Origin of the sequence: Streptomyces sp. NPDC052773 (assembly GCF_044547145.1) — a bacterium.
Lineage (GTDB): Bacteria > Actinomycetota > Actinomycetes > Streptomycetales > Streptomycetaceae > Streptomyces.
Genome location: NZ_JBITZX010000016.1, coordinates 10,763 through 36,041, shown reverse-complemented (window position 1 = coordinate 36,041; position 25,279 = coordinate 10,763). Strand labels below are relative to the sequence as shown.

The window sequence follows — 25,279 nt, the reverse complement described above, 5'->3', positions numbered from 1 at the left end:
CGCCTCCGGAGTCGGGGAGGAGGGGAGGTCGCCGCCGCGGGATCAGACCGGCGGGGCGACGAAGACACCGCGGTCGGGGTCGTTGAACGACTCCTTCGCGACGAGTTCGTTCATGGGGTTGGCCGTGCCCCACTGGTCGGTGACCTCGGGCTGGGAGAAGTCGTAGACGTGCGGGTGCCAGGTGTCCTCGTCCAGCAGCTCCAGCTCCGTCGTGTACTCGACGGTGTTGCCGTGCGGGTCGAGGAAGTAGGTGAACGTGTTGTCGCCCGCCATGTGCCGCCCGGGGCCCCAGATCTTGCGGTAGCCGGCGCGCATGACCCGGCCGGAGCCGCGCATGTACTCGTCGAGGCCGCGCATCTCGAAGGAGATGTGGTGCAGGGAGGTGTGCGGGCCCTTGGCCAGCGCCATGGAGTGGTGCTGGTTGGAGATCCGCATGAAGTGCATGACCTCGCCCATGTGCGGCGAGCTGAGCGTGTCGGAGAGGCGGAAGCCGAGGTGGCGCTCGTACCACTCCCGGGCGCGGTTCAGATCGGGGGAGTTGAGGACGACGTGCGACAGCTTGACCGGGATGGCCTCCTTCTCCTGGATCTTGCGGTGCCGCCGTACCTCGACGTCGGCGGAGACCTCGATGGTGCGGCCGTCCACGTCGAAGAAGCGGAAGCCGTAGCCGCCGCCGGGGGTGTCGACCTTGCCGGGCTGGGAGATCAACCGCACGCCCCCGGCGAGGAGTCGCTCGGCGAGCGTGTCGACGTCGGCCGGGCTCGCGGCGCCGTAGGAGACGAGGTCGAGGCGCTTCTCGTCGGCCTTGCGCAGGCGTACGACGTACTGCTCCGGGGAGCCCTCGGCAGCGAGGAAGGCGATGCCGGAGTCCTCGGCGACCTTGGTCAGGCCCCAGACGCCGGCGTAGAAGTCGAGCTGCTTGGCGTAGTCGGGCACGGCGAGGTCGACGTGGCGCAGATGGGTGAGCAGACGCATGGTGTCACTCCTTGAAGAGGAGGGCGGCGGCGTTGCCGCCTCGTACGGCGTGGAAGTCGGCGTCGGGCAGACGGGCGGCGCGCAGCGCGGCGACGGGGTCCTCGCTGCCCATGTCGAAGGGGAAGTCGGAGCCGAGCAGCACGCGGTCGGCACCCGCGACCCGGACCAGCTCGCGCAGCACGTGCGGATCGTGGACGAGGGAGTCGAAGTACAGGCGCCTCAGATAGCCGCTGGGCAGGTGGGCGCAGCCGGCGCCCGCGTCGGGGCGGGTGGCCCAGGCGTGGTCGGCACGGCCGATGTGGGTGGGCAGATAGCCGCCGCCGTGGGCGGCGATCAGCGTGAGCCCCGGGTGCCGGTCCAGGACGCCGGAGAAGATCAGATGGGAGAGCGCGACGGCGTTCTCCGTGGGCTGTCCGACGGTGTTGGACAGGTACCACCGGTCCAGCCGCTCGTCGAGGGTGCAGCCGAACGGGTGCAGGAACACGAGCGCGCCCGTCTCCTCCGCCCGGCTCCAGAAGGGTTCGTACGCCGGGTCGGAGAGTTCCCGCCCCGGGGCGTGGCTGGAGATCTCGACGCCCATCAGGCCCTGGTCCAGGGCGTGGTCGAGCAGGCGGACCAGGTGCCCGGGGTGCTGGAGCGGTACGAGCCCGAGGCCGCGCAGCCGCTCCGGGGCGGCCGAGCAGTGAGCCGCCGTCGCCTCGTTGGCGAGCCGGCAGACCTTCTCCGCCGTCTCCTCGTCCGCCCAGTAGTGGTAGTGCGAGGGGGAGGGGCTGACCAGCTGCACGTCCACGCCCCGGGCGTCCATGGCGGCCAGACGCGCGGAGACGTCGGTCAGCTTCGGGATGCGCTCCCGCACCATCGGGCCGCTGACCGCGAGGGCCGCCGGACCGTTGCGCCGGGCGTCCAGGGCCTTCGCCTCCGCCAGCCCCGCCAGACCGGCCACCAGCGCCTCGACCTCGGGCAGCAGCACATGGGCGTGGACGTCCACGGTGGGGGCCGTGCTCACGGCAGCTCCCGCAGCATCGTCATGGTGCGGCCCATCAGGCCGGGGACGTCCGCGTCACGGACGCCGTCGAGCTGCCACTGCCCGATCCGGACGGACGCCTCCACGACCGGGCGGACGCGGGCGACGCGCCGCTCGTAGTACGCCTGGAGAAGAGCGTCGTCCCACGTCCGCGTCGAGGTCAGCAGCCGGGCGAGCACCCACGCGTCCTCCAGGGAGAGCGCCGCGCCCTGCGCGAGCGTGGGCGGGCAGCAGTGCGCGGCGTCGCCGATCAGGACGATGCGGCCCCGGTGCCAGGAGCCCTCCACCAGCAGCCGGTCGAACCAGGTGTAGTTGACCTTCGCGGGGTCGGTGATGTGTGCGGTGATCTCCGGCCAGAACCCGCCGTACGCGGAGGCCGGCCGGCGCATCTCGTCCGCGTACGACTCCTCGGGGATCGACGCCCGGTCGCGGTTGGCCTCCACGACGTACGCGTAGAGGGTGGTGTCGCTGGTGGGGCAGTACCCGGCGATGTAGGCCGGGCCGCCGTAGGCGAGGTCGGTGCGGACCACGCCCGCCGGGCGCGGGGCGGCGACGCGCCAGATGGCCATGCCGGTCGGCTCCGGCTTGTCGGTGATGCCGATCGCGGCGCGCGTCGCCGAGCCGAGACCGTCGGCGGCGATCACCAGGTCGTAGCGGGCCTCGGTGCCGTCGGTGAACCGTACGGTCACACCGTCGGCGTGCTGTTCGAAGTCCGTGGCCCGGGTGCCCAGGCGCACCCGCGCGCCGGCGGCGCGGACGGCGTCGATGAGGATCTGCTGGAGGTGGGGGCGCTGCATGCCGACGGTGGCGGGCAGGTCGTCGCCGCCGGTGCGGATGTCGCGGGCGACGTGCAGGACGGTGCCGTCGGGGGCGGTGATGCCGACCGAGCCGAAGCCGAAGCCGGACTCCTTCACCCGCTCCCAGACGCCGAGTTCCCGCAGGACGCGCAGGGCGTTGCCCTGGAGGGTGATGCCGGAGCCCGCCGTGGCGTTCCAGTCGTCCTTGGCCTCGATCAGGTCGACGGCGATTCCGGCCCGGCGCAGCAGGATCGTCACGGCGTTGCCGGCGGCGCCGCCGCCGACGACGAGGACCGTGCGGGGTGTGCTCATGGGGAACTCCTTCGTTCCACGCTCGCTGGAGCAGGCAGGTCGCCTGCTGGAGGGGCGACTTGCCTGCTGGACGGGCTACTTGACGGCGATCGGGTTGACCGGGGAGCCGACCGCTCCGGTGATCGGCAGGGGAGCGGCGGTGAGCCAGAACTCGTACACGCCGTCGGCCGCGCAGTCCTCGGCCAGTGCCTCCAGGTCCCACATCTCGCCGACGAGCAGGCCCATGTTGGGGATGACGACCTGGTGCAGGGGCTGGAAGGCGTTCTCGAACTCGTTGGGCCGCACCTCGAAGCCCCAGGTGTCGGTGGCGAGCGCGGCGATCTCGGTGCGGTGCAGCCAGCCGGCCGTGGTGAACGACAGACCGGGCGCCGGGCCGCCCGCGTACTCGCCCCAGCCGTCGCGGCGGACGCGGGCGAGCTGCCCGGTGCGGACGAGGACGAGGTCACCCCGTCCCACCCGCACCCCGTGCGCCTCGGCGGTCGCCGTCAGGTGCTCCTCGGTGATCGGGAAGCCGTCGGGCAGCTCCCCGTCCTCGCCGACCACCCGGCCGACGTCCAGCAGCACCCCGCGCCCCGCGACATACGGCGCCATGTGCTCGATGCCGGTGACGAGATCGCCGTCGGAGGTGACGACCTTCTCGGCCGGGCGGCCGTTCCAGGCCTTGCCGTGGTCGAAGATGTGCCCGAGCCCGTCCCACTGGGTGGAGCACTGCAGCGGCATCGCGATCACGTCGTCCGCGCCGCCGATGCCGTGCGGGAACCCCTGATGGCCGAGGGCGGCGTCGGTGCCGGTGTCCAGCATGGTGTGCACCGGGTTGGTGCGCCGCCGCCAGCCGCGCTGCGGGCCGTTCATGTCGAACCGCTGGGACAGGGAGAAGCTCGCTCCCCGCCGCACCAGGGCGGCGCCCTCCCTGCGCTTGGCCTCGGTGAGGAAGTTCAGCGTCCCGAGCACGTCGTCCTCGCCCCAGCGGCCCCAGTTGGAGTACGCCTTGGCTGCCTCGGCGATCGCGCCCTCGGGGTCCCGGCGGTTCACGGGGTCGTGGCGGTTCACGAGGCCTCCGCCACACAGCGGGTGCGCTGCGTGCCCAGTCCGGTGATGGAGCCCTCCATCACGTCTCCGTCGCGCAGCAGGCGGCCCCAGTGCATACCGTTGCCGGCCGGGCTGCCGGTGAGCACCAGGTCGCCGGGGAGGAGCCGCGCGGTCTCGGAGGCGTACGACACGATCCGCGCCACGTTGAAGATCATGTCCTTGGTGGACTCGTCCTGCATGGTGTCGCCGTTGAGCTTCAGCGTCACGCGCAGGTCGCCCGGGGCGCCGACCGACTCGGTGGGCACGATCCACGGGCCGAGCGGAGTGAAGCCGGGCGCGTTCTTGCTGCGCAGCCAGTCGGTGCCGATCTGCGGCATGTCCCGGCGGAAGACGGTCGCGCGGTCGGTGAGGTCGTTGGCGATCGTGTAGCCGGCTACGTGGTCCAGGGCCTCCTCGACACCGACCCGGTGCGCGGGCCGGCCGATCACGACAGCCAACTCCAGCTCCCAGTCCGGCTGCTGCGCCCACGCGGGGAGCACGACGTCGTCGTACGGCCCGGTGATCGCGCTCGGCAGACCGATGAAGACGTACGGCAGGTCCTCCGCGGCCCGGCGGTCCATGATCTCCGCCGCCTCGGCGCGCCGTTCGGCCTCGGGCCGGTCGTCACCGGGGGCGCGGTGCGCGACGTGCAGATCGATCACGTGCTGCCGGTAGTTCGCCCCCGACTGGAACACCTGGCGCGGCTCGACCGGCGCGTGCACGCGGAAGCCGGCCAGCGGCGCGTGGTCCGGGCCGCTCTCGCCGGCCAGCGTCCGCAGCCGCGGCAGGGCGGCTTCCCAGTCCTCGAGGAGACTGCGGGTGGTCAGCCGCTCGTCGGCGAGGGCGACGCGCAGATCGAGCACCCGGGCGTCGGGGGTGACCAGGGCGGGGAAGGCGGGCCCGTCCGGGGCCGAGAGCGTCGCGAGGGCGAACGGTCCGGCGAAGAGCGCGGACGCGGGTTCGGGTTTCACGGACATGTCCTCCTGATTGCGGTGGGACTAATCTGGACCCGCCGCCCGCGATCAGGGAAATAGATTGTGTGGATGATCGACATCCACCACGTTTATTCGCCCCGTTCGTCGCCCACCGCAAGGGAAAGCCCGTGAACCTGGCCCGCCTCGACCTCAACCTCGTCGTCGCCCTGCGCGCCCTGCTGGAGGAACGCAACGTCACCCGCGCCGGGCAGCGCGTCGGACTCAGCCAGCCCGCGATGAGCGCCGCCCTGGCCCGGCTGCGCCGCCACTTCGACGACGAACTGCTCGCCCGCGTCGGCGGCCACTACGAGCTGACCGCCCTCGGCCAGGTCCTCCTGGACCGCACCTCCACCGCCTACGACGTGCTGGAACGCCTCTTCTCCAGCCAGGCCGACTTCGACCCGCGCCGGGAGAGCCGCGAGTTCAAACTGGTCGCCTCCGACTACGCCGTGGCCGTCTTCGGCGCCGAACTGGCCCGCGTCGTGCACGCGGAGGCCCCCGGCATCCGGCTGCGCTTCACCCAGACCCCGTCCACCGTGGTCGACGACACCGCCACCCTGCTCAGCGCCACCGACGGCCTGCTCATGCCGCACGGCGTCATCAGCGACTTCCCCGCCACCGACCTCTACGACGACCGCTGGGTCTTCCTCGTCGCCGACGACCACCCCGACGTCGGCGACCGCCTCACCCGGCGGGACCTCGCCCGCCTGCCGTGGGTCACCTACCAGCGCACCTACGACGCCCCCGCCGTACGGCAGCTCGGCATGCTCGGGGTCGAACCGCGCGTCGAGGTCTCCGTCGACAGCTTCCAGCTGCTGCCGCTGCTCGTCGCCGGGACCCGGCGGATCGCGCTGATCCAGGAACGCCTCGCCCGGCTCGTCGAACCGCTCGCCCCCGTCCGCCTGCTGGAGCCGCCGTACGAGGCGGTGCCGCTGCGCGAGGCGCTGTGGTGGCATCCGGTGCACACCCATGACGCGGCGCACATCTGGCTGCGCGAGACGGCCGCGCGGGTCGGGGCCGGACTGCGCCGCCCCGGGGAATCCGGCACACCCGAGGACGGCGACGGACCCGCACCCGAAGACGGCGACGGACCCGCACACGGGGATGACGGCGAAGGCGCACACGCGGACGACGGCGGAGGCGCACACGCGGACGACGGCGAAGGCGCACACGGGGATGATGGCGAAAGGGAGGGCACATGACGAGGACACCCCACCGGGAGTCGTTCCTCTCCCGTGCCGCACGCGGATCGCCGGACGCCTCCCCACCCCCTCACCACGCGAACCCACCCGACCGTCGATTTCACGGCCGCCCTCCGTCGACCCGGCCAGGCACGGGCCGAGCCATCGCATCGTCCCCCCGACCTGCGGGTACTCGCCCCCGCGCCGGGGACGCGAACCGCCGGACGCGTCCGCACGAGCAGCGAGGGAGCGCGTCATGGGACGGTCGCGGAAGGAAGACGCCCACGCCGAGCGCCTGCGGGAGATCGCCGCGGAGGTGTTCGGCTGGGACACCCTCCTGCCCGACCAGCTCACGGCCATGCGATGGGTGGTGGACGGCGAGGACACCCTCGTCGTCATGCCGACCGGATCCGGCAAGTCCGCCGTCTACCAGGTGCCCGCCCTGATGCTGACCGGCCCGGTCGTGGTGGTGTCCCCCCTGCTGGCCCTCCAGCGCGACCAGATCGCCGGCCTGCCGGACGACGACCGCGCCGCCGGGGCCGTCGCGGTCAACTCCGACATCGGGGCGGCGAGGACCGAGGCCGCCTGGGAGGCGGTACGCCGCGGTGACGCCCGTTTCCTCTATCTGTCCCCAGAGCAGCTGGCCAAGGACGAGGTGGTGGAGCGGGTGGCGGAGGCCCGGCCCGCGCTGTTCGTGGTGGACGAGGCGCAGTGCGTCTCCTCGTGGGGCCACGACTTCCGCCCCGACTACCTGCGCCTCGCACACGCGGTGCGCCGGGTGGGGAGACCGCCGGTGCTCGCCCTGACCGCGACCGCCGCGCCACCGGTGCGCAGGGAGATCACCGAGCGCCTGGGCATGCGGCGGCCACGGGTGATGGTGACCGGCTTCGACCGGCCCAACATCAGGCTGGAGGTCCAGCGCTTCCAGGACGAGGACGACCGGCGCCGCGCCGTCGTCGAACGGGCTGCCGCCGAGCCGAAACCGGGCATCGTCTACGCGGGGACCCGCAAGGACACCGAGCACTACGCCGCCGAACTGGCCGCCCTGGGACTGACCGCCGAGGCGTACCACGCCGGGATGCGCGCCGCCGAGCGGTCCCGCGTCCACGACGCCTTCCTGTCCGGTGCCGCCGACGTCGTGGTGGCGACCTCGGCGTTCGGCATGGGCATCGACAAGGAGGACGTACGGTTCGTCCTCCACGCGTCGCTGCCGGGGTCCCTCGACGCCTACTACCAGGAGATCGGCCGCTGCGGCAGGGACGGCCGCCCGGCTCTCGCCGTACTGCACTACCGACCGCAGGACACGGGGATGCAGACCTGGTTCGCGGGCCGCACTCCGAGCCGCGAGACCCTGTCCGACGTGGCCGACGCCGTCCACGACGACGGCGACGACCCCGCCGGCCTCGACGAGCTGCGCGAGGAGACCGGACTGTCCAGGAACCGGGTCACCGCCGCCGTCAACCTGCTGGAGGAGGCCGGCGCCGTCGCCACGGGGGAGGACGGGGAGATCCGGCCGGCCCCCGGCATGACGCCCGGCCGCGCGACGGAGCGGGCCACGCGGGCCGCGCAGGCGCACCGCCGGACCGACCGGTCACGGGTCGAGATGGCCCGGGCCTTCGCCGAGACGACCGGCTGCCGGCGGCATTTCCTGCTCGGCTACTTCGGTGAGGAGTACGACGCGCCGTGCGGCAACTGCGACCGCTGCGACGAACAGGGTGCCGAGCCCGAACCCGAGGAGCGCCCCGCCCACCCCGCCGCGGCCCGCTATCCCGTCGGGACCGAAGTGCGGCACGAGCGGTGGGGCGACGGCACGGTGCTGAGCGAGGACGGGGACCGCATCACCGTACTGTTCGACGAGGCCGGCTATCACACCCTCTCCCTGGAGGCGCTGGCCTCCCGCGACGGCCTGCTCACGGTGGTGCGCCGGCCCGGCGCGGACGGCCCGGGGCCCTGACGCGTCCCCTGTCCCACCCGCCCCACCTGGGCGAACCGCCGCCAGGCGTCACCTCCCGCTGTGTGGGTACGCGGAAGCGCGCCCGACGGCGACTGGGCAGCGCACCGGGCGCCCCCAGGGAGAGGCCCCTGCGAACCAAGGACCGGCGACGATGGAAGCCACCGCGGACACCGGGCGGATCCTGCGAGACCTGATGCAGGCCGCGCACACGGCGACGTTCGAGCAGCTGCCCGGGCTGATCGCCGGGCACGCGGCCCGGGCCGGGTTCCAGAACGTCGCGGTCTTCGTCGTCGACATCCGCGAGACGGTACTGCGGCAGGTCACCGGCCGCGGCCTGGAAGCCGCCGAAGGCGGGGAGCAGCTGACGGTGGACGGCACGCTGCCCGGCCGGGCCTTCCAGCGGGTCGACGTGCTCACCGAGTCGGCCCCCGCCGGCCGGCGGGGACAGCGGTGGTGGGTGCCGGTGACCGACGGGATCGTACGGCTCGGGGTGCTGCGGGCGGACACCGCCGACGCAGGCGACGACACCGTGCGGGACGATCTGCGCGATCTGGCCTCCCTGGTGGCGCTGCTGCTGCTGAGCAAGCGGTCCGTCAGCGACTCCTTCGCCCGGCTCGTCCGGACCGAGCGCATGAACGTGGCCGCGGAGATGCAGTGGAACCTGATGGCGCCGTCCGCCTTCGCCGGCCAGGACGTGACGGTCGGCGGACTGGTGGAACCCGCCTACTCGGTGGGCGGTGACGCCTTCGACTACGCCGTCAGCGGCACCACGCTGCACGTGTCCGTCTTCGACGCCATGGGCCACGACACCACCGCCGGGATCACCGCCAACGTGGCCGTGGCCGCCTGCCGCAACGCCCGCCGCCAGGACGCCTCCCTCGCGGACACGAGCCGGGCGGTCGAGGACCTGCTGATGACGCACTTCGGCACCAGCCGCTACGTCACCGGCATCCTCGCCGACCTCGACCTGGTCACCGGGGAACTGACCTGGATCAACCGCGGGCACCATCTGCCGCTCCTCGTCCGCGACAACCGCTGGACCGTCGAGCTCTCCTGCCCGCCGGCCGGGCCGATGGGCACGGGGCTCGGCCTGCCCATCGCCGTCTCTCGCCGGCAGCTCCAGCCCGGCGACCGGCTCCTGCTCTACACCGACGGTGTGGTCGAGGCACGGGACGCCGACGGCCGGGAGTTCGGCCGGGACCGCTTCGTCGACTTCGTGGTGCGCCACCACTTTGGCCACCAGAGCCCGCACGAGACGCTGCGCCGTCTGATGCACGCGGTGATCGAGCACCACGCGGGCCGTCTCGCCGACGACGCGACCGTGCTCCTCGTCGAATGGCGCGCCGGCCACCAGGACGAGCTGACCCCTTGACCACCGGCGGTGCCGGGGCGGAGCGCCGCGCCACCGCCACGTGAGACGAAGACCACGAGGAGCGGAGCAGCGAGCATGGCGAAGACCATCAAGCACCAGACCGTCCGGCAACTGGGCGGCCCCCGCAGCGTCCTGGCGCGGCAGCGCCGCGATCACGCCGAGATCGACCGGCTCATGGAGCGGTACCGCGCCCGGCGCGACGACGAGGACGGCGAACGGATCCTGAAGGAGATCGTCCAACTGGTCTTCAGCCACGCCTTCGCGGAGGAGACCGTGCTGTGGCCGGCGGTGCGCCGCTCCGTCCCCGGCGGGGAGGAACTGACCGCCCGCGTCGAGGAGGAGCACCAGCAGATCAACGATCTCGTCACCGCCGTCGAACGCCTCCCGCACGGCGACCCGGAACGCGCCGACAAGGTGGAGCGCGCCTTCGCGCTGATCCGGCAGGACATCCGGGACGAGGAGGACCTTCTCCTGCCCCGGCTCCAGGACGCCATGGGCACCGCTGGGCTCCGACGCCTCGGCACCGCCTGGGAGACGGTACGGCGGACCGCGCCCACCCATCCCCACCCCGCCGTCCCGAGGCGCCCGCCCGGCAACGCGGTCCTGGGCGTCCCGCTGAGCCTGCACGACCGGACGCGCGACGCGCTGAGCGCCCGCGGCTCCGCCGCCACCCCGGCAAAGGTGGCCACCGGTCTGGCCGTCCTGCTGGCCTTCGCGGGCGCCGCGCTGGCGATCCTGCGCGGACGGCGGTGAGCGCGCCGTCGCCCACTATGACCGCCGGTCCGGCACCCCGAGCGGCCGGCGGACGACGTGGCCGGGCGCGGAGTGACCGGCGGGCGGAGTGATCGGCGGGCGGAGTGACTGGCGGGCGGAGTGATCGGCGGGCGGAGTGACTGGCGGGCGGAGTGACTGGCGGGCGGAGTGATCGGCGGGCGGAGTGACTGGCGGGCGGAGTGATCGGCGGGCGGAGTGACTGGCGGGCGGCGTGACTGGCGGGCGGAGTGATCGGCGGGCGGCGTGACTGGCGGGCGGAGTGATCGGCGGGCGGCGTGACTGGCGGGCGGAGTGGCCGACGGGCGGCGTGACTGGCGGGCGCTGTGACCGGCGGGCGCTGTGACTGGCGGGCGCTGTGACCGGCGGGCGCTGTGACCGGCGGGCGCCGTGACCGGCGGACGACGTGGCCGGGTGCGGAGTGATCGGCGGGCGGAGTGGCCGACGGGCGCTGTGACTGGCGGACGACGTGACCGGCGAGCGAGGCAGCCGTTCGGACGAAGCGGCTAGCGGACGATCAGTCCCGCCAGTGTGCCCGCACCGACGGCGCAGGCGAGCACGGCGCAGGCGGCCGCCGTGTGGCGGGTGAGCAGGTCGCGGCGGAGAGCGGCGTAGCGGTCCTCGTACTCCTGGCGCAGCCGGGCGGCCCGGTCCACCGTCTCGCGCAGCATGCACCGGGTGGCTTCGAGGCGCTGCTCGACGTAGTGCCGCGTGACGTCGTCCGCCTGCGCGCTGGTCAGCCAGGGCATCCGGGAGCACAGCAGTCCGGCTTCCCGATGCGCCTGGTCGTGGTGGGCGCGGGCGAGGAGATAGCCCTCCACGGTGTGGGTCGACGCCGTGTCGGTCGACGCCGTGTCGGTCGAGGCCGTGCGATCCCGGTCGTGTCTCACTGCGGTCCGCCCTTGTGCTCGTCGGCGGCCACGACGTCGCGCTGCCCGGCGTTCGCCCGCTGTTCCAGTTGCGCGAGGTCGGGGTGGTGCAGGTCGAAGGCGGGGGACTCGGAGCGGATACGCGGCAGGGTCAGGAAGTTGTGGCGGGGCGGAGGGCACGAGGTGGCCCACTCCAGGGAACGCCCGTAGCCCCAGGGGTCGTCGACCTCGACGCGCTCGCCGCTCTTGGCGGTCTTCCACACGTTGTAGAGGAACGGCAGGGTGGACAGGCCGAGGAGGAACGCGCCGATGGAGGAGACGGTGTTGAGGGCGGTGAAGCCGTCGGCGGCCAGGTAGTCGACGTAGCGGCGGGGCATGCCTTCGGCGCCGAGCCAGTGCTGGACGAGGAAGGTGGTGTGGAAGCCGGCGAACAGCGTCCAGAAGTGGATTTTCTCCAGGCGTTCGTCGAGCAGGGTGCCGGTCATCTTGGGCCACCAGAAGCTGAACCCGCCGAACATGGCGAAGACGATGGTGCCGAACAGGACGTAGTGGAAGTGCGCCACCACGAAGTAGGAGTCGGTGACGTGGAAGTCCATCGGCGGTGAGGCGAGCAGGACGCCGGTCAGGCCGCCGAAGAGGAAGGTGACGAGGAAGCCGGCCGCCCACAGCATCGGCGGCTCGAAGGACACCGAACCCTTCCACATCGTGCCGATCCAGTTGAAGAACTTCACGCCCGTCGGCACGGCGATCAGGAAACTCATGAAGGAGAAGAACGGCAGCAGCACCGCGCCGGTGGCGAACATGTGGTGGGCCCAGACGGTCACGGAGAGTCCGGCGATGGCGATGGTGGCGCCGATCAGTCCGCCGTAGCCGAAGATCGGCTTGCGGGAGAAGACCGGGATGATCTCCGTGATCACGCCGAAGAACGGCAGGGCCAGGATGTAGACCTCGGGATGGCCGAAGAACCAGAACAGGTGCTGCCAGAGAATCGCTCCGCCGTTCGCCGGGTCGAAGATGTGGGCCCCGAACTTCCGGTCCGCCTCCAGCGCGAACAGGGCCGCGGCCAGGACGGGGAAGGCGAACAGCACCAGCACCGAGGTCAGCAGCACGTTCCAGGTGAAGATCGGCATGCGGAACATGGTCATGCCGGGGGCGCGCATGCAGATGATCGTCGTCATGAAGTTGACCGCGCCGAGGATCGTGCCGAACCCGGACAGTCCCAGCCCCATGATCCACAGGTCGCCGCCGAGCTGCGTGGTGCGTTCCCCGCCGCTGAGCGGAGTGTAGGCGGTCCAGCCGAAGTCCGCCGCGCCCTCGGGAACCATCAGGCTGCTGATCACGATGAGGCCGCCGAAGAGGAACAGCCAGTACGAGAACATGTTCAGCCGGGGGAAGGCGACGTCCGGGGAGCCGATCTGCAACGGCATGATCGCGTTGGCGAACCCGGCGAACGTCGGGGTGGCGAACAGCAGCAGCATGATCGTGCCGTGCAGGGTGAACGACTGGTTGTACTGCTCGTTGGAGAGGATCTGCAGCCCGGGCCGGGCCAGTTCGGCCCTGATCGCCAGGGCCAGGACGCCGCCGAGCAAGAAGAAGACGAACGACGTGATCAGGTAGAGGTGACCGATCTTCTTGTGGTCGGTCGTGGTCAGCCAGGTCACGATCACCTGGCCGAGGCCGCGCTTCTCGGCCGCGGGTACCGGAGCAACCGGTTCGGTATGTGTCGCCATCGGGTCCTCGGTCGGCAGCAGTTCGGACGCGTGTAGCCGGTTCAGCGGAAGCTAGTCGTCTTTCGTGGCCGGGAGTGGGCACGCGGGCCGTGCTTGGGCCGTACGGCCCATCGGTCCATCCGTCCGAGTGGACGGCCGCCCCGTCCGGGGGAGTGGTGCGGCCGCGTGTCAGGGGCCGCGAAGCCGCTCGCCATGGGCGTACCCGCCTCCGCGTCCTGTGAGCTGTTGCGTTCCCGGCGGGCGATGCGCGGGCGGCGCCCCCCTGCTCCGTGTGCCGGATGCGGTCGTCGCTCCGTCCGGGGCGACCGCACCATGCCGCGGGTCGCGAGGGTCGCTCGCCCGATCGCCTCCGTACGCCACCCCCCTTCGCATACGGCGGAGGCGGCCGTCAGGGCACCCGGCAACCGGATCGGACCAATGAGAGTCTGCTGATGCGACTTACGTTGTGCGTCTTGTCCGTGTCACGTGCCGCCGCGCTAGCTGGTGAGACCGCCGCCGGCCGCGAGGAAGGCCGACGGCACCGCTCACATCGAGGTGAATGACATGAAGAAGGCGTACGAGGCCCCCACACTCGTCCGGCTCGGGTCGTTCCGTCAGAAGACCGGACTGCTCCAGCGCAGCGGCAACGACCGTGTGATCCTCAGCAAGAACTGACGGCGACCGGAACGTAACGGGACTCCATGTCCGACATGCACGTGGGTGCGGAAACGGGCCGCGGCGACGAGACGGCCGCCGTCACGGCGCTCGTCGAGCGGTTCGACATCGACCGCGACCGCGCCGAGCAGGACGTCACGGCACTGGTACGCGACCTCCGGGACGCGGGGCTGCTCTCATGACCACCCCCAGCGCCCTCGACCGGCCCACCGGAGTCCCCCTCGCCCGGCGCCTCGCCGCCCGCCTCGTCCTGCTGCCCGCGCCGGCTTCCTGTCGTTCCTGCCGCCCCGTCACCTCCGCGCCGTACTCGAGTGGGTCCGCCACGGCGCGCGCCCCGCAACTCCCGCGCAGGCCGCGGCGGCCCGTGAGGCGATGTGCGCGGTGAGCCTGCGCTGCGCGGGGCCGCGCGGCTGCCTGCCCCGCTCGCTGGGCGCGGCCCTGCTGTGCCGGATGTACGGGGCCTGGCCCACCTGGCGCACGGGGAGTACGCAGAGTCCCGCCGTTCTCCGCCCACGCCTGGATCGAGGCCGGCGGCCGTCCCGTGGGGGAGGGCGTCCCGGACGACTACTTCGCACCGCTCGTGACCGTGGCCCCCGTGCGGCGGGCGCGGACGTGAGCGACACGGTCGTCGCGGACGACGCCCCGCCCGGCACCGGTCCGGCCGACGGCGAGCCGGGACGGCCCGTGCGGCCCGCGGGCCGCACGACGCGAGGCTCGGTCGCCGCCCTGTTCCGCCTGACGGCCGGTCACCGGCCGAGCAGCACCGCGCCGACACCGAGCGCCGCCTGCGCGGTGGGCGGCCTGGTGGTGCGGGGGCGGGTGGTGACACGTGCGGGGGCGTGGCCGGGCACGGCGTGCCGCCGCCGGTCGGGGTCCGCTTTTTAGACCGCACCAGCCGCATCGGGGGCCACGGACACAACAGCCGGAGCGGCAGGGCGATTCGGCGACAGCGGTTGTACCAAGCTCCAGCAGCCCGGGGACGCGGGAAGCGGAACGTCACCCGCTCTCATCCGAGGTGTGGTGTCCCCGTGGAGGTGTGGGTGCGGGGCGTCGTGCCCACACCCTCGTGGGTGGTGGGCATGGGGGACGGGGTGGCCTCCGAGACCGTGGCGTCCGTCAGGCCGTCGTCTTCTCCCGGGGCGTGGGCGGGGACGAGGGACGCCAGGGCGAGCAGGAGCGCGCCGGCGCAGGCCGTGCCGACCACGTGCCGCAGCCGGCGACGCCGCGCCGGACCGTCCAGATCGCGCCAGGCGGGCGAGGTGGTGTCCTGCGGCTCCCACAGCTCACCGACCGCCTCGTACCGGACCTCGGGAGCGGGCGAGGGAGCGGGTGCGGAAGCGGGCGTGGAAGCGGGCGCCGCGGGCGGCAGCACACGGGCGCCCTCACCGCGCGCGAGGGCGGACGGTTCCCTGGGCGCCCCGGCCGCGGTGCCCTGTGCGCACTCCTCGACGAACCTGCGCCACATCTCCTCCGTGAGGGTCATGCTCCCCCTCCTCCCCACCGGCTCGACGTGAACTCCGCCGAGTCTAAAGGAGGTACGGCGGCCGGGCCTGTGCCGACCCGCCCCCTCGCGGGCGCCGTCCGGCGGTCGTCCGGCAGCCGGCCCACCTGACCCGCCCCGGCCGTGTCCGATATGTCCGCACACTGGAACCCGGCCGACGCGTCGTGTATAACCCCGCCCTGTCGCCGTCCGAGGAGTTGGAAGATCCCAACTCCCTTGGCTCAGGGGGGATTTCATGGTCAACGGTGCTCAAGAGCCTTCCAAAACGCCGGTGGGGGAAGGTGAGGCGGCGAACGGCGCGCGCAGGCGGTTCGGACGCCCGGACCGCGCGGGTGTGATCACCGCCGCCGTGGTGCTCGCCGCGTGCGGTGGGCTCGTGCTGTACGGCGTGCTCGTCCCGGGCGGCGAGGAGGAGGAGAAGCGTACGGTGCCCACCGCCAAGGTCACGTACGAGGTGACGGGCACCGGCACCGCCGACATCACCTATCAGGCGCGCAGCGAGTCGGGCGAGGCGACCGTCGTGAAGGCGGCCACCCTGCCCTGGCGCAAGACCGTGCCGGTCCCGCTCGGCCGTACCCCCGTCGTGAGCATCGTGCTCGGCGAGAAGGGCGGCCAGGCCCGCTGTGCCGTCGCCGTGCGCGGCCGGCATCTGCAGAGTGCCACCGCCAGTGGCGGCTTCGGCCGCGCCACCTGCACCGGCAGCCTGCCCAGCCCGAGCCCCAGCCCCGATCCGGCGGACGCCGCGGCCACGGGCTGAGGCCCGCCGCCCCATGGTGTCCGAAACGTCCAACTGATTGACATGTGCACGACCACGTGGTGAAGAACCCTCCGCTGCCGTCTGCCGACCGGCGGACGAGCCCGGTGATTCGGAAGGGAATCCGATGCACAGACCAAGGGCCCGCAGGGTCCTGGCGTCGAGCGCGGCCCTGGCCGTCCTGGTCACACTCGCGCCGACGACGCCCGCGTTCGCCGCCCCGCCCGATGTGGGACGGCTCGGTGAAGGCCTCACCCAAGGCCTGCGCGACCTCTTCGGAGACGACGACGGCGAGCAGGCGACCCCGCCCGATCTGCCCGACACCGACGTCCCCGCCAACGAGCACCTGCCCAAAGGGAAGAAGGCCCCCAAGCCCCAGCGCGTCGAGGAGCTGACGGACCGCAGGACGCCCCACTCCCGCCACTGGCGGCTCTCCGACGGCCGCGTCCAGGCCGAGGTCTCCTCCGTGCCGACCTCCTACGCCACCGGCAAGGGGGACAAGCGCACCTGGAAGGCCATCGACACCGCGGTCACCGACACCGACCGCGCCGGTTTCGAGAAGGCCAACACCACCAACGTGGCGCGGACCTACTTCGGTTCCCGCCCCGGTGAGCTGGTCCGCTTCCAGCTCGACGAGGACCGCTGGGTCTCCCTCGGCCTGAAGGACCCGGCCACCGGCGTCGAGAAGCTCGTCCCCGAGACGGACGGCAACACCGTCACCTACCGGGACGCCTTCGGCAAGGGCGTCGACCTCCGGTACACCGTCGGCAACGGCAGCCTGAAGGAGGACATCGTCCTCCACGACCGGCCCGGCAAGGCCCCGGCCTACGACTTCACCCTCACCACCCACGGCCTGACCGCCACCGCCCGCAAGAACGGCGCCATCGCCCTCCACGGCGAAGGCTCCGGACCCGGCCGGCCCGAACTGGTCATCCCCGCACCGTCGATGACCGACTCCCGGCGCGATGCCGAGTCCCCCTACGGCACCACGGGCACCGACGCGGTCCGGCAGACCCTCACCGGAAAGAACGGCTCCTACACGGTGAGCCTGCGCCCGGACGCCCGCTGGCTCACGGCCGAGGAGCGCCGCTACCCGGTGACGGTCGACCCGACCATCACCCTCGCGCCCACCCCGTCGCAGTCCGAGGACGTCATGATCTCCTCGGACGGTCCGGCCGACAACTACGACGGCAGCTGGCGGCTCTCCGTCGGCAACACCTCCACCGGCAGCAGCCGCGCCCTGCTGCGCTTCGGCCTGCCCGGCATCCCCGCCGGCACCCGGCTGGACTCGGCCGAACTCAAGCTCTACTACGACCAGACGCACACCACCGGTGACAGCGAGGTCCGGCTCGAGGCCCACCGCGCCACCGGCCCGTGGAGCGAGGCCGGCGCCACCTGGAACAGCGCCAAGGACCTCACCGGCGAACTCTCCGGCACCTCCGTCCTGGTCGACGACGGCGACCTTGGCACCACCGCCGCCAAGGGCGCCTGGCCGGCCTCCTCGAACACCGCCTACACCCAGTACGCGGTCAACCAGGACTACCGCTTCAACAAGGACGCCACCGCCGGCGACACCTACACCTGGCAGCCCAGCCTCCCCGAGAGCGGCGACTACCAGGTCGACGTCCACTACGTCCCGGCCTCCGACCGTGCCACCAACGCCCCGTACACGGTGACGTACAGCGGCGGCAGCAAGACGTACACCGTGAACCAGCAGGCGGGCAGCGGCGGGGCGTGGAAGTCCCTCGGCACCCACCCGTTCACGGCGGGCACCACCGGCAAGGTGGCCCTCGGCGACGGCCCCGCCTCCACGTCCACCGCGGTCATCGCGGACGCCGTCCGCTTCACCAAGGGCGGCGTGGTCACCAAGCGGCCCGGCGAGATCAACACCTGGCACAGCTTCCCGGTGACGAAGACTGTGCAGCAGTGGCTCGACGGCACGCACACCAACCACGGCTTCGTGGTGAAGGCCGCCGACGAGTCCGCGAGCGCCCCCAAGGGCGGCCCGCGCTACGAGGCGTCCGAGTACGCCTACAAGGGCGAGGTCGCCACCTACCCCAAGCTGGTGCTCACCTACGGCACCCAGGGCGTCGACGTGAACACCCCGAAGGTGATCCACGCGACCGGCGCCGAACTCGACTGGCCGGCCTACACCGACCCGTCGACCGCGCCGGGCGACGACATCGTCGAGTACCAGGTCCACCGCAGCGTCTTCCAGCACTTCACGCCGTCCGCGCAGACCCTGCTAGCCCCGGTGTCCAAGGACACCCGCAGCTACACGGACACCACGGCCACCCCGACCCCGGCGGACTCCGCCGACCCGTTCGGCAACGCCTACTACTACATGGTCGCGGTCAAGACCCGCTCAGGGCAGGTCCTGCCGTCGGCGACCCAGCTCGTCCGGCTCCCCAAGGCGGGCCGCACCACGGTGGTCCTCCAGTCCGGCCAGCAGGACACCACCCTGACCTCCGCCCAGCCGTCCACCGGCCACGACACCCTCGACGACCTGGGCACGCCACGCCCCTGGCTGTCCGTGGGCAACAACTCCGGCACCTACGGCACCACCCGGGCCCTGCTGAAGTTCCCCGGCGTCGCCGACATCCCCGCGGGCGCCCGCGTGCTGGACGCCCAGCTCGACCTGTGGGGCTTCACCACCACGACCGGCAGCCCCGGCGCGATCTACGAGGCGCACGGCCTGACCCGGAGCTTCGACGAGGCCACCGCCTCCTGGAACAAGGCGAACACCACCACCTCCTGGACCACTCCGGGCGGTGACATGACCGCCACGGTGTCGGACACCGTCGGCACCGTCACCAACGACCCCGCCCGCCAGAGCTGGTCCGTCACCTCGCTCGCCCAGGGCTGGATCTCCGACCCGGGCAGCAACCACGGGGTCGCCATCCGGCTGCGCGACGAGTCGCCGTCCGGCCCGCAGGAGCGGACGGTGTTCCTCTCCTCGGAGGCCGAGGAACCCCAGCTGCGCCCGCAGCTCGCCGTGACGTACCTGTCCAAGTCGACGGAGAGCACCTACTTCGCGCCGTACACGCCGTCCCGGATGATCCCCGGCGACGAGTACACCGTCGACGTCACCCTCACCAACACCACCACCCGCACCTGGGCGCAGGGCGAGTGGGCACTGTCCTACACCTGGGCGCTGCCCGACGGCACCGACGCCACCACCGGCGGCAACCAGCTCCAGACGGCGCTGCCCGCCGAAGTGCTGCCCGGTGACTCCGTCACCGTGCCCGCGAAGCTCAAGGCGCCCATCAACTCCGACTCCGGCAACAAGCGCCTGGAGTACGTCCTCAAGTGGGACCTGAAGCGGACCAGCGACGGCAGCTGGCTGTCCGCCACGGAGAGCATCCCGCCGCTCGCGCAGAACGTCCGCACCGAGGACCCGACCTCCGACCAGCTCGGCCTGGAGGACTTCTACTCCTACGCGGGCAAGAACACCGGCGCCGGCTCGTCGCTGATGACGAACCTGTACGCGGGCAACGCCGTCTGGCAGTACAACGCGTTCTCCAACCCGGGCCGCGGCCTGTCCACGTTCGTGCGGTTCGCCTACAACTCGCAGGACACCTCCGACACGGTCCTCGGCCACGGCTGGTCCGCCCAGGCGGCCATGCCGATGCGGCTCGGCGCCGCGCTGGACTTCCACCCCAACCCCCGCCCCACCGAGGTGACGCTGCCCGACGGCGACGGCACCGCGCACGTCTTCCGCAAGCAGGACGACGGCACCTGGCGGGCCCCGGCGGGCGTGCACTACCTGCTGCGGCAGGGCGCCGGCGTGGACTGCGTGCCCAACAAGGACGGCGACCCGCGCGCCTGGTCCCTGACCCGCCCCGACCGCACCCAGTTCTTCTACGACTGCGACGGCTACCTGACGTCGGTCGTCGACAAGAACGGCAACACGCAGACCTACACGTACGCCCAGCGCAAGTCCAACAACAAGCCGGTCAAGTTCCTCACCTACATCACCGACCCGTCCGGACGGCAGACGCTCACCGTCGACTACTGGACGAAGGCCGACACCAACAACCCGAAGATCGTCGACCACGTCCGGTCGATGACCGACATCTCGGGCCGCAAGGTCACCTTCGACTACTCCGACCAGGGCCTGCTCACCACCCTGACCGACGGCGCGGGCAGCACCCAGCCCAAGGTGTTCCGCTTCACGTACGACATGGAGCAGGGCAACAAGAACGCCAAACTGGTCAAGGTCACCGACCCGCGCGGGAACTCGACCTCGCTGGACTACTACTACCCGAGCGAGGGCGACGACCCGAAGTTCCACTGGAACGCCCAGACCGTCACCGACCGCCTCGGCGGCACCACCGGATACGTCTACAAGGACCCGGACGGCACCGCCGGTTCGGTGATCCAGACCACGGTGACGGACGCGGAGAACCACGCCACCGTCCAGACCCTCGACGGCTACGGCCGCCCGACCGCGATCACCAACGCCAAGTCGGAGACCACCAAGCTCGCCTGGGACACCGACAACAACGTCACCCGGCTCGAGGAGCCCAACGGGGCCGTCACGACCTGGACGTACGACCGGAAGACCGGCTACCCGCTGGAGCAGAAGGACGCAGAGGCCAACAAGAACGGCACCGCGGCGCAGACCTTCACCTACGCCTACGGCCTGGACGGCCACATCGCGGACCTCTTCGAGAAGAAGTCCCCGGAGGGCCGCACCTACCGCTTCGGCCACGACACCCGCGGCAACCTGACCTCCGTCACCGACCCCAAGGGCGTCGCCACCACCGACGTCGACGGTGACTACACCTCCCGCACCGAGTACGACCAGTACGGGCAGGTCACCAAGGAGATCGACGCCAACGGGCACGACACCGAGTACCGCAGCTACCACGCCGTCGGCTACCCGGAGACCACCCTCGACCCCCTCGACCACCCCTCGCACTCGGTGTACGACGTGCGGGGCAACGTCACCAAGGTCGTCAACGCCAAGGGCGCCGAGGTCACCCAGACCTACGACGTCTACGGCCGGCCCCTGGAGAAGAAGGAACCCAAGGACCAGGGCAAGGGCGACTTCATCGTCACCAAGGCACCCGTCTACGACCCCAACGACAACATCGTCACGGCGTACGCCGCCAACGGGGCCGAGACGACCTCCGTGTACGACAAGGCCGACCAGGTCACCGAGACCGTCGCCCCCGGCGACGAGACCACCGACCCCGGCCGCAAGTCGACCTTCACCTACGACAAGGTCGGCAACGTCGTCACCCGGACCGGCCCGCAGGGCAACCTGACCGCCACCGCAGGGGACTTCACCTCCACCACCCGCTACGACGCGGTGTACCAGCCGGTCGAGGTCACCGACGCCGAGGGCCACCGCTCCACGGCCGAGTACGACAACGTCGGCAACCTCGTCAAGGTGGTGGACGCCCGCAAGAACGCCACCGCGAACCCCGACGACTACACCACCCGCTACGAGTACGACCTGAACCACCGGGTCGTGCGCACCATCGACGCGCTCGAATGGGCCACCTCCGTCCGCTACGACAAGGACGGCCTGAAGATCGCGCAGACGGACGCGGAGGGCAACGAGTCGCTCGCCACCTACGACGAGCGCGGCGCCCTGGTGGAGTCCAAGGTCCCGGTCAGCGAGAACGCCTCCGGCGACATCACCTACCGCACCACCCGCTACGTCTACGACCAGGTCGGCAACCGGACGAAGACGATCACCCCGCGCGGCGTCGCCACCACCGACGACGACACCGACTTCGTGGCGGAGACCGTCTACGACGAGCTGAACCGGGTCAAGGAGGAACGCTCGCCGTTCGACAAGGACGACGCCCGCTACTCCAGCTCGGACACGACGCGCTACTTCTACGACGAGGTCGGCAACCTCAGCGAGGTCTCCGCCCCGCCGTCGGACGGCCAGTCGGTCCGCAACGTCACCAAGTACACCTACTACGACAACGGCTGGACCCGGACCAGCACGGATCCGTGGGACATCACCTCCTCCTACGAGTACAACGCGCTGGGCCAGCAGACGAAGAACACCCTGACCTCGGCGGGCGGCTCCCAGCAGCGCACCCTCACCTGGGACTTCTACCCGTCGGGCAACCAGCGGGCCCACTCCGACGACGGTGTGCCCGTCGGCCGGCACGTCGTGCTGGTCGACAGCTCGGACTTCAACAACGTGGCGCTCCAGGGCACCTGGGCGCGCACCGAGGCCGAGAAGCAGTACGGCTACGACACCTACTCGCACCCCGCGGGCAGCGGCAGCGCGTCCTTCTCGTGGCAGCTGAACATCCCGCAGAACGGCACCTACGAAGTCCTCGTCCGCCATCCCCAGGTCAACGGCGCCGCGACCGACGCCAAGTTCCGCATCGACCACGACGGCGGCAGCGCCACCCGGACCGTCGACCAGACCCAGCGGGCCGGCGAGTGGATCTCCCTCGGCTCGTACGCCTTCGTCGAGGACGGCCCCCAGAAGGTCACCCTCACCGACCAGGCGAACGGCACGGTGCTCGCCGACGCGGTGAAGCTGGTGCGCTCCCACACCGGTGAGACGGACAACGAGAAGAAGGACTTCACCTACCGGTACAACGCCAACGGCGACATGGTCGAGGTCAAGGACAACTCGCCCGGCGCCAGGATCGACACCTACAAGATCGCGTACAACGGCCTGAACCGGATCACCAAGGTCGAGGAACTCGCCGGCGGCACGGTGAAGAACACCACCGAGCTGACCTACGACGAGACCGGCAACCCGGTCACCTCGACCCACGACCTGACCTGGTCGAAGATCGAGTACGACGAGCGCGACCTGGTCAGGAAGGTCACCAACGCCGCCTCGCCGACGGCGGACAAGCAGCAGGTCTCCACCATGACCTACACCGGGCGCGGCCAGCTGCTGAAGCAGACCAAGCCCAACGGCAACACGCTCGAGATGACGTACTACCTCGACGGGTCCGTCAAGCGGTCCCTGGAGCAGACGTCGAGCGGCACGGTGGTGGCCCAGCACGACCTGGAGTACTCCCTCAACGGGCACCGCTCCAAGGACGTGCTGAAGCTGATGAACGCCGACGACAACGCGGCCTACATCAACAACACCTACAGCTACACCTACGACCCGCAGGACCGGGTCGTCAAGGTCGACAAGGCCGGCGACGACCCGGCCACCGAGACCTACGCCTACGACCGCAACAGCAACGTCGTGGAGCAGACGGTCGACGGCGTCACCACCACCCAGCGCTACGACCGCAACCGGCTGCTGTCGGCGACGACCAACGGGGTCACGTCCACCTACAACTACGACCCGCTGGGCCGTCTCGACACGGTCAGCTCCGGCGGCCGGACCGCCCAGAAGTACTACTACGACGGTTTCGACCGCACGGCCAAGGTCCGCGCCGGCACCGGCGCCGCCGCGGTGACCACGTCCTACGTCTACGACCCGTTCGACCGGACGGTCTCCGAGACCACCTCCGGCGCCGAGTCGAAGACCAAGGCGTTCACCTACCTCGGCCTGGACAACACGCTGCTGCGCGAGACGGTCGACGGCAAGGCCGACAAGGACTACCAGTACCTGGCCGGCGGCCAGCGCGCCACGCAGATCAAGCACAAGGAGGACGGCACCCAGGAGTACTCGCACTACGTCACCAGTCCCCGGGGCGACATCGAGGCGATCACGAAGGAGGACGGCACCACCCGCGCCACCTACGGCTACACCGCCTACGGCTCCGCCGACGAGTCCCAGATGACCGGCGAGGACAAACCCGGCACGGGCGGCGAGCAGGAGGACGACTACAACTCCTTCCGCTACAACTCCTCGCGCTGGGACGGCGGCTCCGGCACGTACGACATGGGCTTCCGCAACTACGACCCCGGGCTGAACCGCTTCCTGACCCGGGACTCCTACAGCGGCGCCCTGGCGGACATGTCCCTGGCCACCGATCCGTTCACCGGCAACCGGTACGCCTTCGCGGGCGGCAACCCGATCAGCTTCGTGGAACTCGACGGCCACCTGTTCGGGCTCTCCCTGTCCGACATCGGTCACGCCGCCCTCGACGTGGTCGGTCTGATCCCGGTGGTCGGCGAGGTCGCCGACGTCGCCAACGGCATCTGGTACGCCGCCGAGGGCAACTACGTCGACGCCGCCCTGTCCATGTCCTCGGCGATCCCGTTCGCCGGGTACGCGGCCACCGCGGTCAAGGCGGGCAGGTACGTGCAGAAGGGCGTCGAGGCCGCCGACACGGCCAACGACGTCAAGAAGGCCGAGAACACCGCCGACGCGGCGACTCCGTCGAAGCCCAAGACCGACGAACCCGAGGCGCCCAGCTGCCCGGTGAAGCGCAACAGCTTCGTCCCGGGCACCAAGGTGCTGATGGCGGACGGGTCCACGAAGGACATCGAGGACCTGAAGGAGGGCGAGTTCGTCCTCGCCGCCGACCCGGAGACCGGTGACCTCCAGGGCCGCCAGATCACCGACACCCGCGACCACGCGGGCAAGAAGACCCTGGTCACGCTCACCGTCGACACCGACGGCGAGGAAGGCGACGGCAAGCCGTCGAAGATCACCTCCACGGAGGAACACCCCTACTGGGTGCCCGACTTCGGGAAGTGGTTCGCCGCCGGCGAGCTGAAGCCGGGCATGTGGCTGCAGACGTCCGCGGGCACCTGGGTGCAGATCACCGCGGTCGACGTCACCCACCGCAGCCAGCGCGTCCACAACCTCACCGTCGAGGGCCAGCACGACTTCTACGTGCAGGTGGGCGGCGTCCACGTCCTCACCCACAACGAGGACCGGCGGGTCGCCCCGGGCACCTGCCCGGTCTCGGACGACGAGGCACGCCAGCTGCTGGACGACGCGGAGGCCATTCACGACGCGAGGACCACGGGCATGGACCCGGACTCGGCGGGCGCACGCATCGCCGAACAGGGCACCACGGTGGCCACCGGCGTGTTCAACGGCAGGAAGTACTACACCACCAACAACAACCGTGCGACCCAGGCCATGAAGGACAAGGCGGAGGAGCTGGGGTACGAGCGGCTCCACGGAGTCGAGTTCACCACCCCGAGGCTGGAGACCGACGCCGAGCAGATCTTCATGAACGCCCGCCAGGACGGGACGCTCGTCGGTCCCGGCACCATCGCGTCGTCGCGCAAGGCCTGCGGACCGTCCCGGCAGAACTGCGCGGGCCGTGCGAACGACCCGGAATTCGCCGATATCGAACTCTGGGAGCGGGACCGCGTCGCCCCCTGGGACCGGAAGAACTGAGGAGGAGTCAGGGTGAACTCCGAGTGGCCTCCCGCCGGGCGGGGGGCCACTCGGCTCTTTCCCGGCCCCGAAAGCGCGCCGGATGCTAGGCTC

At 71.4% G+C, this 25,279-nt stretch carries 17 protein-coding genes and 1 pseudogene; 10 read left to right on the top strand and 8 right to left on the bottom strand.

Annotation, left to right across the window (positions count from 1 at the left end; genetic code table 11):
- Window positions 1-42: 42 nt before the first annotated feature.
- The 5 genes from ACIG0D_RS28855 to ACIG0D_RS28835 form a co-directional block, all read right to left on the bottom strand.
- Window positions 43-975, bottom strand: coding sequence for a VOC family protein (locus ACIG0D_RS28855; RefSeq protein ID WP_399806461.1), 933 nt, complete (start codon window positions 973-975; stop codon window positions 43-45).
- 4 nt (window positions 976-979) lie between these two features.
- Complete coding sequence (locus ACIG0D_RS28850) at window positions 980-1,981, bottom strand: amidohydrolase family protein (RefSeq protein ID WP_399806459.1); 1,002 nt, start codon at window positions 1,979-1,981, stop codon at window positions 980-982.
- Complete coding sequence (locus tag ACIG0D_RS28845) at window positions 1,978-3,108, bottom strand: FAD-dependent oxidoreductase (protein ID WP_399806457.1); 1,131 nt, start codon at window positions 3,106-3,108, stop codon at window positions 1,978-1,980. The genes ACIG0D_RS28850 and ACIG0D_RS28845 overlap by 4 nt, the downstream gene beginning before the upstream one ends.
- A gap of 75 nt (window positions 3,109-3,183) precedes the next feature.
- The gene (locus tag ACIG0D_RS28840; protein ID WP_399806792.1) at window positions 3,184-4,140 is read right to left on the bottom strand and encodes a cyclase family protein; all 957 of its coding nucleotides are present in this window, start codon (window positions 4,138-4,140) and stop codon (window positions 3,184-3,186) included.
- A gap of 14 nt (window positions 4,141-4,154) precedes the next feature.
- Window positions 4,155-5,153, bottom strand: a complete 999-nt coding sequence (locus ACIG0D_RS28835; RefSeq protein WP_399806455.1) for a fumarylacetoacetate hydrolase family protein — start codon at window positions 5,151-5,153, stop codon at window positions 4,155-4,157.
- Between the two features lie 125 nt (window positions 5,154-5,278).
- Here ACIG0D_RS28835 and ACIG0D_RS28830 point away from each other — a divergent pair, with 125 nt between their 5' ends.
- The 4 genes from ACIG0D_RS28830 to ACIG0D_RS28815 all read left to right on the top strand — a co-directional run bounded on the left by ACIG0D_RS28830 (window position 5,279) and on the right by ACIG0D_RS28815 (window position 10,410).
- A complete protein-coding gene (locus tag ACIG0D_RS28830; protein ID WP_399806453.1) occupies window positions 5,279-6,352 on the top strand; it encodes a LysR family transcriptional regulator in 1,074 nt (357 codons plus the stop codon).
- Window positions 6,353-6,587: 235 nt separating this feature from the next.
- Complete coding sequence (locus ACIG0D_RS28825) at window positions 6,588-8,285, top strand: RecQ family ATP-dependent DNA helicase (protein WP_399806451.1); 1,698 nt, start codon at window positions 6,588-6,590, stop codon at window positions 8,283-8,285.
- A gap of 151 nt (window positions 8,286-8,436) precedes the next feature.
- Complete coding sequence (locus ACIG0D_RS28820) at window positions 8,437-9,657, top strand: PP2C family protein-serine/threonine phosphatase (RefSeq protein WP_399806449.1); 1,221 nt, start codon at window positions 8,437-8,439, stop codon at window positions 9,655-9,657.
- A gap of 75 nt (window positions 9,658-9,732) precedes the next feature.
- Window positions 9,733-10,410, top strand: a complete 678-nt coding sequence (locus tag ACIG0D_RS28815) for a hemerythrin domain-containing protein (RefSeq protein WP_399806446.1) — start codon at window positions 9,733-9,735, stop codon at window positions 10,408-10,410.
- A gap of 524 nt (window positions 10,411-10,934) precedes the next feature.
- Here ACIG0D_RS28815 and ACIG0D_RS28810 read toward each other — a convergent pair.
- Window positions 10,935-11,318: a hypothetical protein gene (locus ACIG0D_RS28810; RefSeq protein ID WP_399806444.1), complete on the bottom strand. Its 384-nt coding sequence runs from the start codon at window positions 11,316-11,318 to the stop codon at window positions 10,935-10,937.
- The gene (gene ctaD, locus ACIG0D_RS28805) at window positions 11,315-13,027 is read right to left on the bottom strand and encodes a cytochrome c oxidase subunit I (RefSeq protein ID WP_399806442.1); all 1,713 of its coding nucleotides are present in this window, start codon (window positions 13,025-13,027) and stop codon (window positions 11,315-11,317) included. Before ctaD ends, ACIG0D_RS28810 begins: the two co-directional genes overlap by 4 nt.
- Window positions 13,028-13,570: 543 nt before the next feature.
- On the opposite strand from ctaD, the gene ACIG0D_RS28800 reads away from it, so the two are divergent.
- The 4 genes and pseudogenes from ACIG0D_RS28800 to ACIG0D_RS28785 all read left to right on the top strand — a co-directional run bounded on the left by ACIG0D_RS28800 (window position 13,571) and on the right by ACIG0D_RS28785 (window position 14,297).
- Entirely contained in the window at window positions 13,571-13,681 is a 111-nt protein-coding gene (locus tag ACIG0D_RS28800; RefSeq protein WP_399806440.1) for a keywimysin-related RiPP, read from the top strand.
- A gap of 26 nt (window positions 13,682-13,707) precedes the next feature.
- Window positions 13,708-13,863, top strand: coding sequence for a PqqD family protein (locus ACIG0D_RS28795; RefSeq protein ID WP_399806438.1), 156 nt, complete (start codon window positions 13,708-13,710; stop codon window positions 13,861-13,863).
- An 88-nt stretch (window positions 13,864-13,951) separates the two neighbouring features.
- Window positions 13,952-14,116, top strand: a pseudogene (locus tag ACIG0D_RS28790) (lasso peptide biosynthesis B2 protein); the annotation flags it as partial.
- Between the two features lie 85 nt (window positions 14,117-14,201).
- Window positions 14,202-14,297 (top strand): hypothetical protein, encoded by a 96-nt coding sequence (locus ACIG0D_RS28785; RefSeq protein ID WP_399806790.1) that lies wholly within the window; start codon window positions 14,202-14,204, stop codon window positions 14,295-14,297.
- 390 nt (window positions 14,298-14,687) lie between these two features.
- Here the strand turns inward: ACIG0D_RS28785 and ACIG0D_RS28780 are convergent, their stop codons facing one another.
- On the bottom strand, window positions 14,688-15,164 hold the full coding sequence (locus ACIG0D_RS28780) for a hypothetical protein (RefSeq protein ID WP_399806436.1): 477 nt from the start codon (window positions 15,162-15,164) through the stop codon (window positions 14,688-14,690).
- Between the two features lie 289 nt (window positions 15,165-15,453).
- Here ACIG0D_RS28780 and ACIG0D_RS28775 point away from each other — a divergent pair, with 289 nt between their 5' ends.
- Window positions 15,454-15,939: a hypothetical protein gene (locus tag ACIG0D_RS28775; RefSeq protein ID WP_399806434.1), complete on the top strand. Its 486-nt coding sequence runs from the start codon at window positions 15,454-15,456 to the stop codon at window positions 15,937-15,939.
- Between the two features lie 124 nt (window positions 15,940-16,063).
- Window positions 16,064-25,186 carry a DNRLRE domain-containing protein gene (locus ACIG0D_RS28770; RefSeq protein WP_399806432.1) on the top strand — a complete coding sequence of 3,041 codons (9,123 nt, stop codon included), beginning with the start codon at window positions 16,064-16,066 and terminating at the stop codon, window positions 25,184-25,186.
- Window positions 25,187-25,279 lie beyond the last annotated feature (93 nt).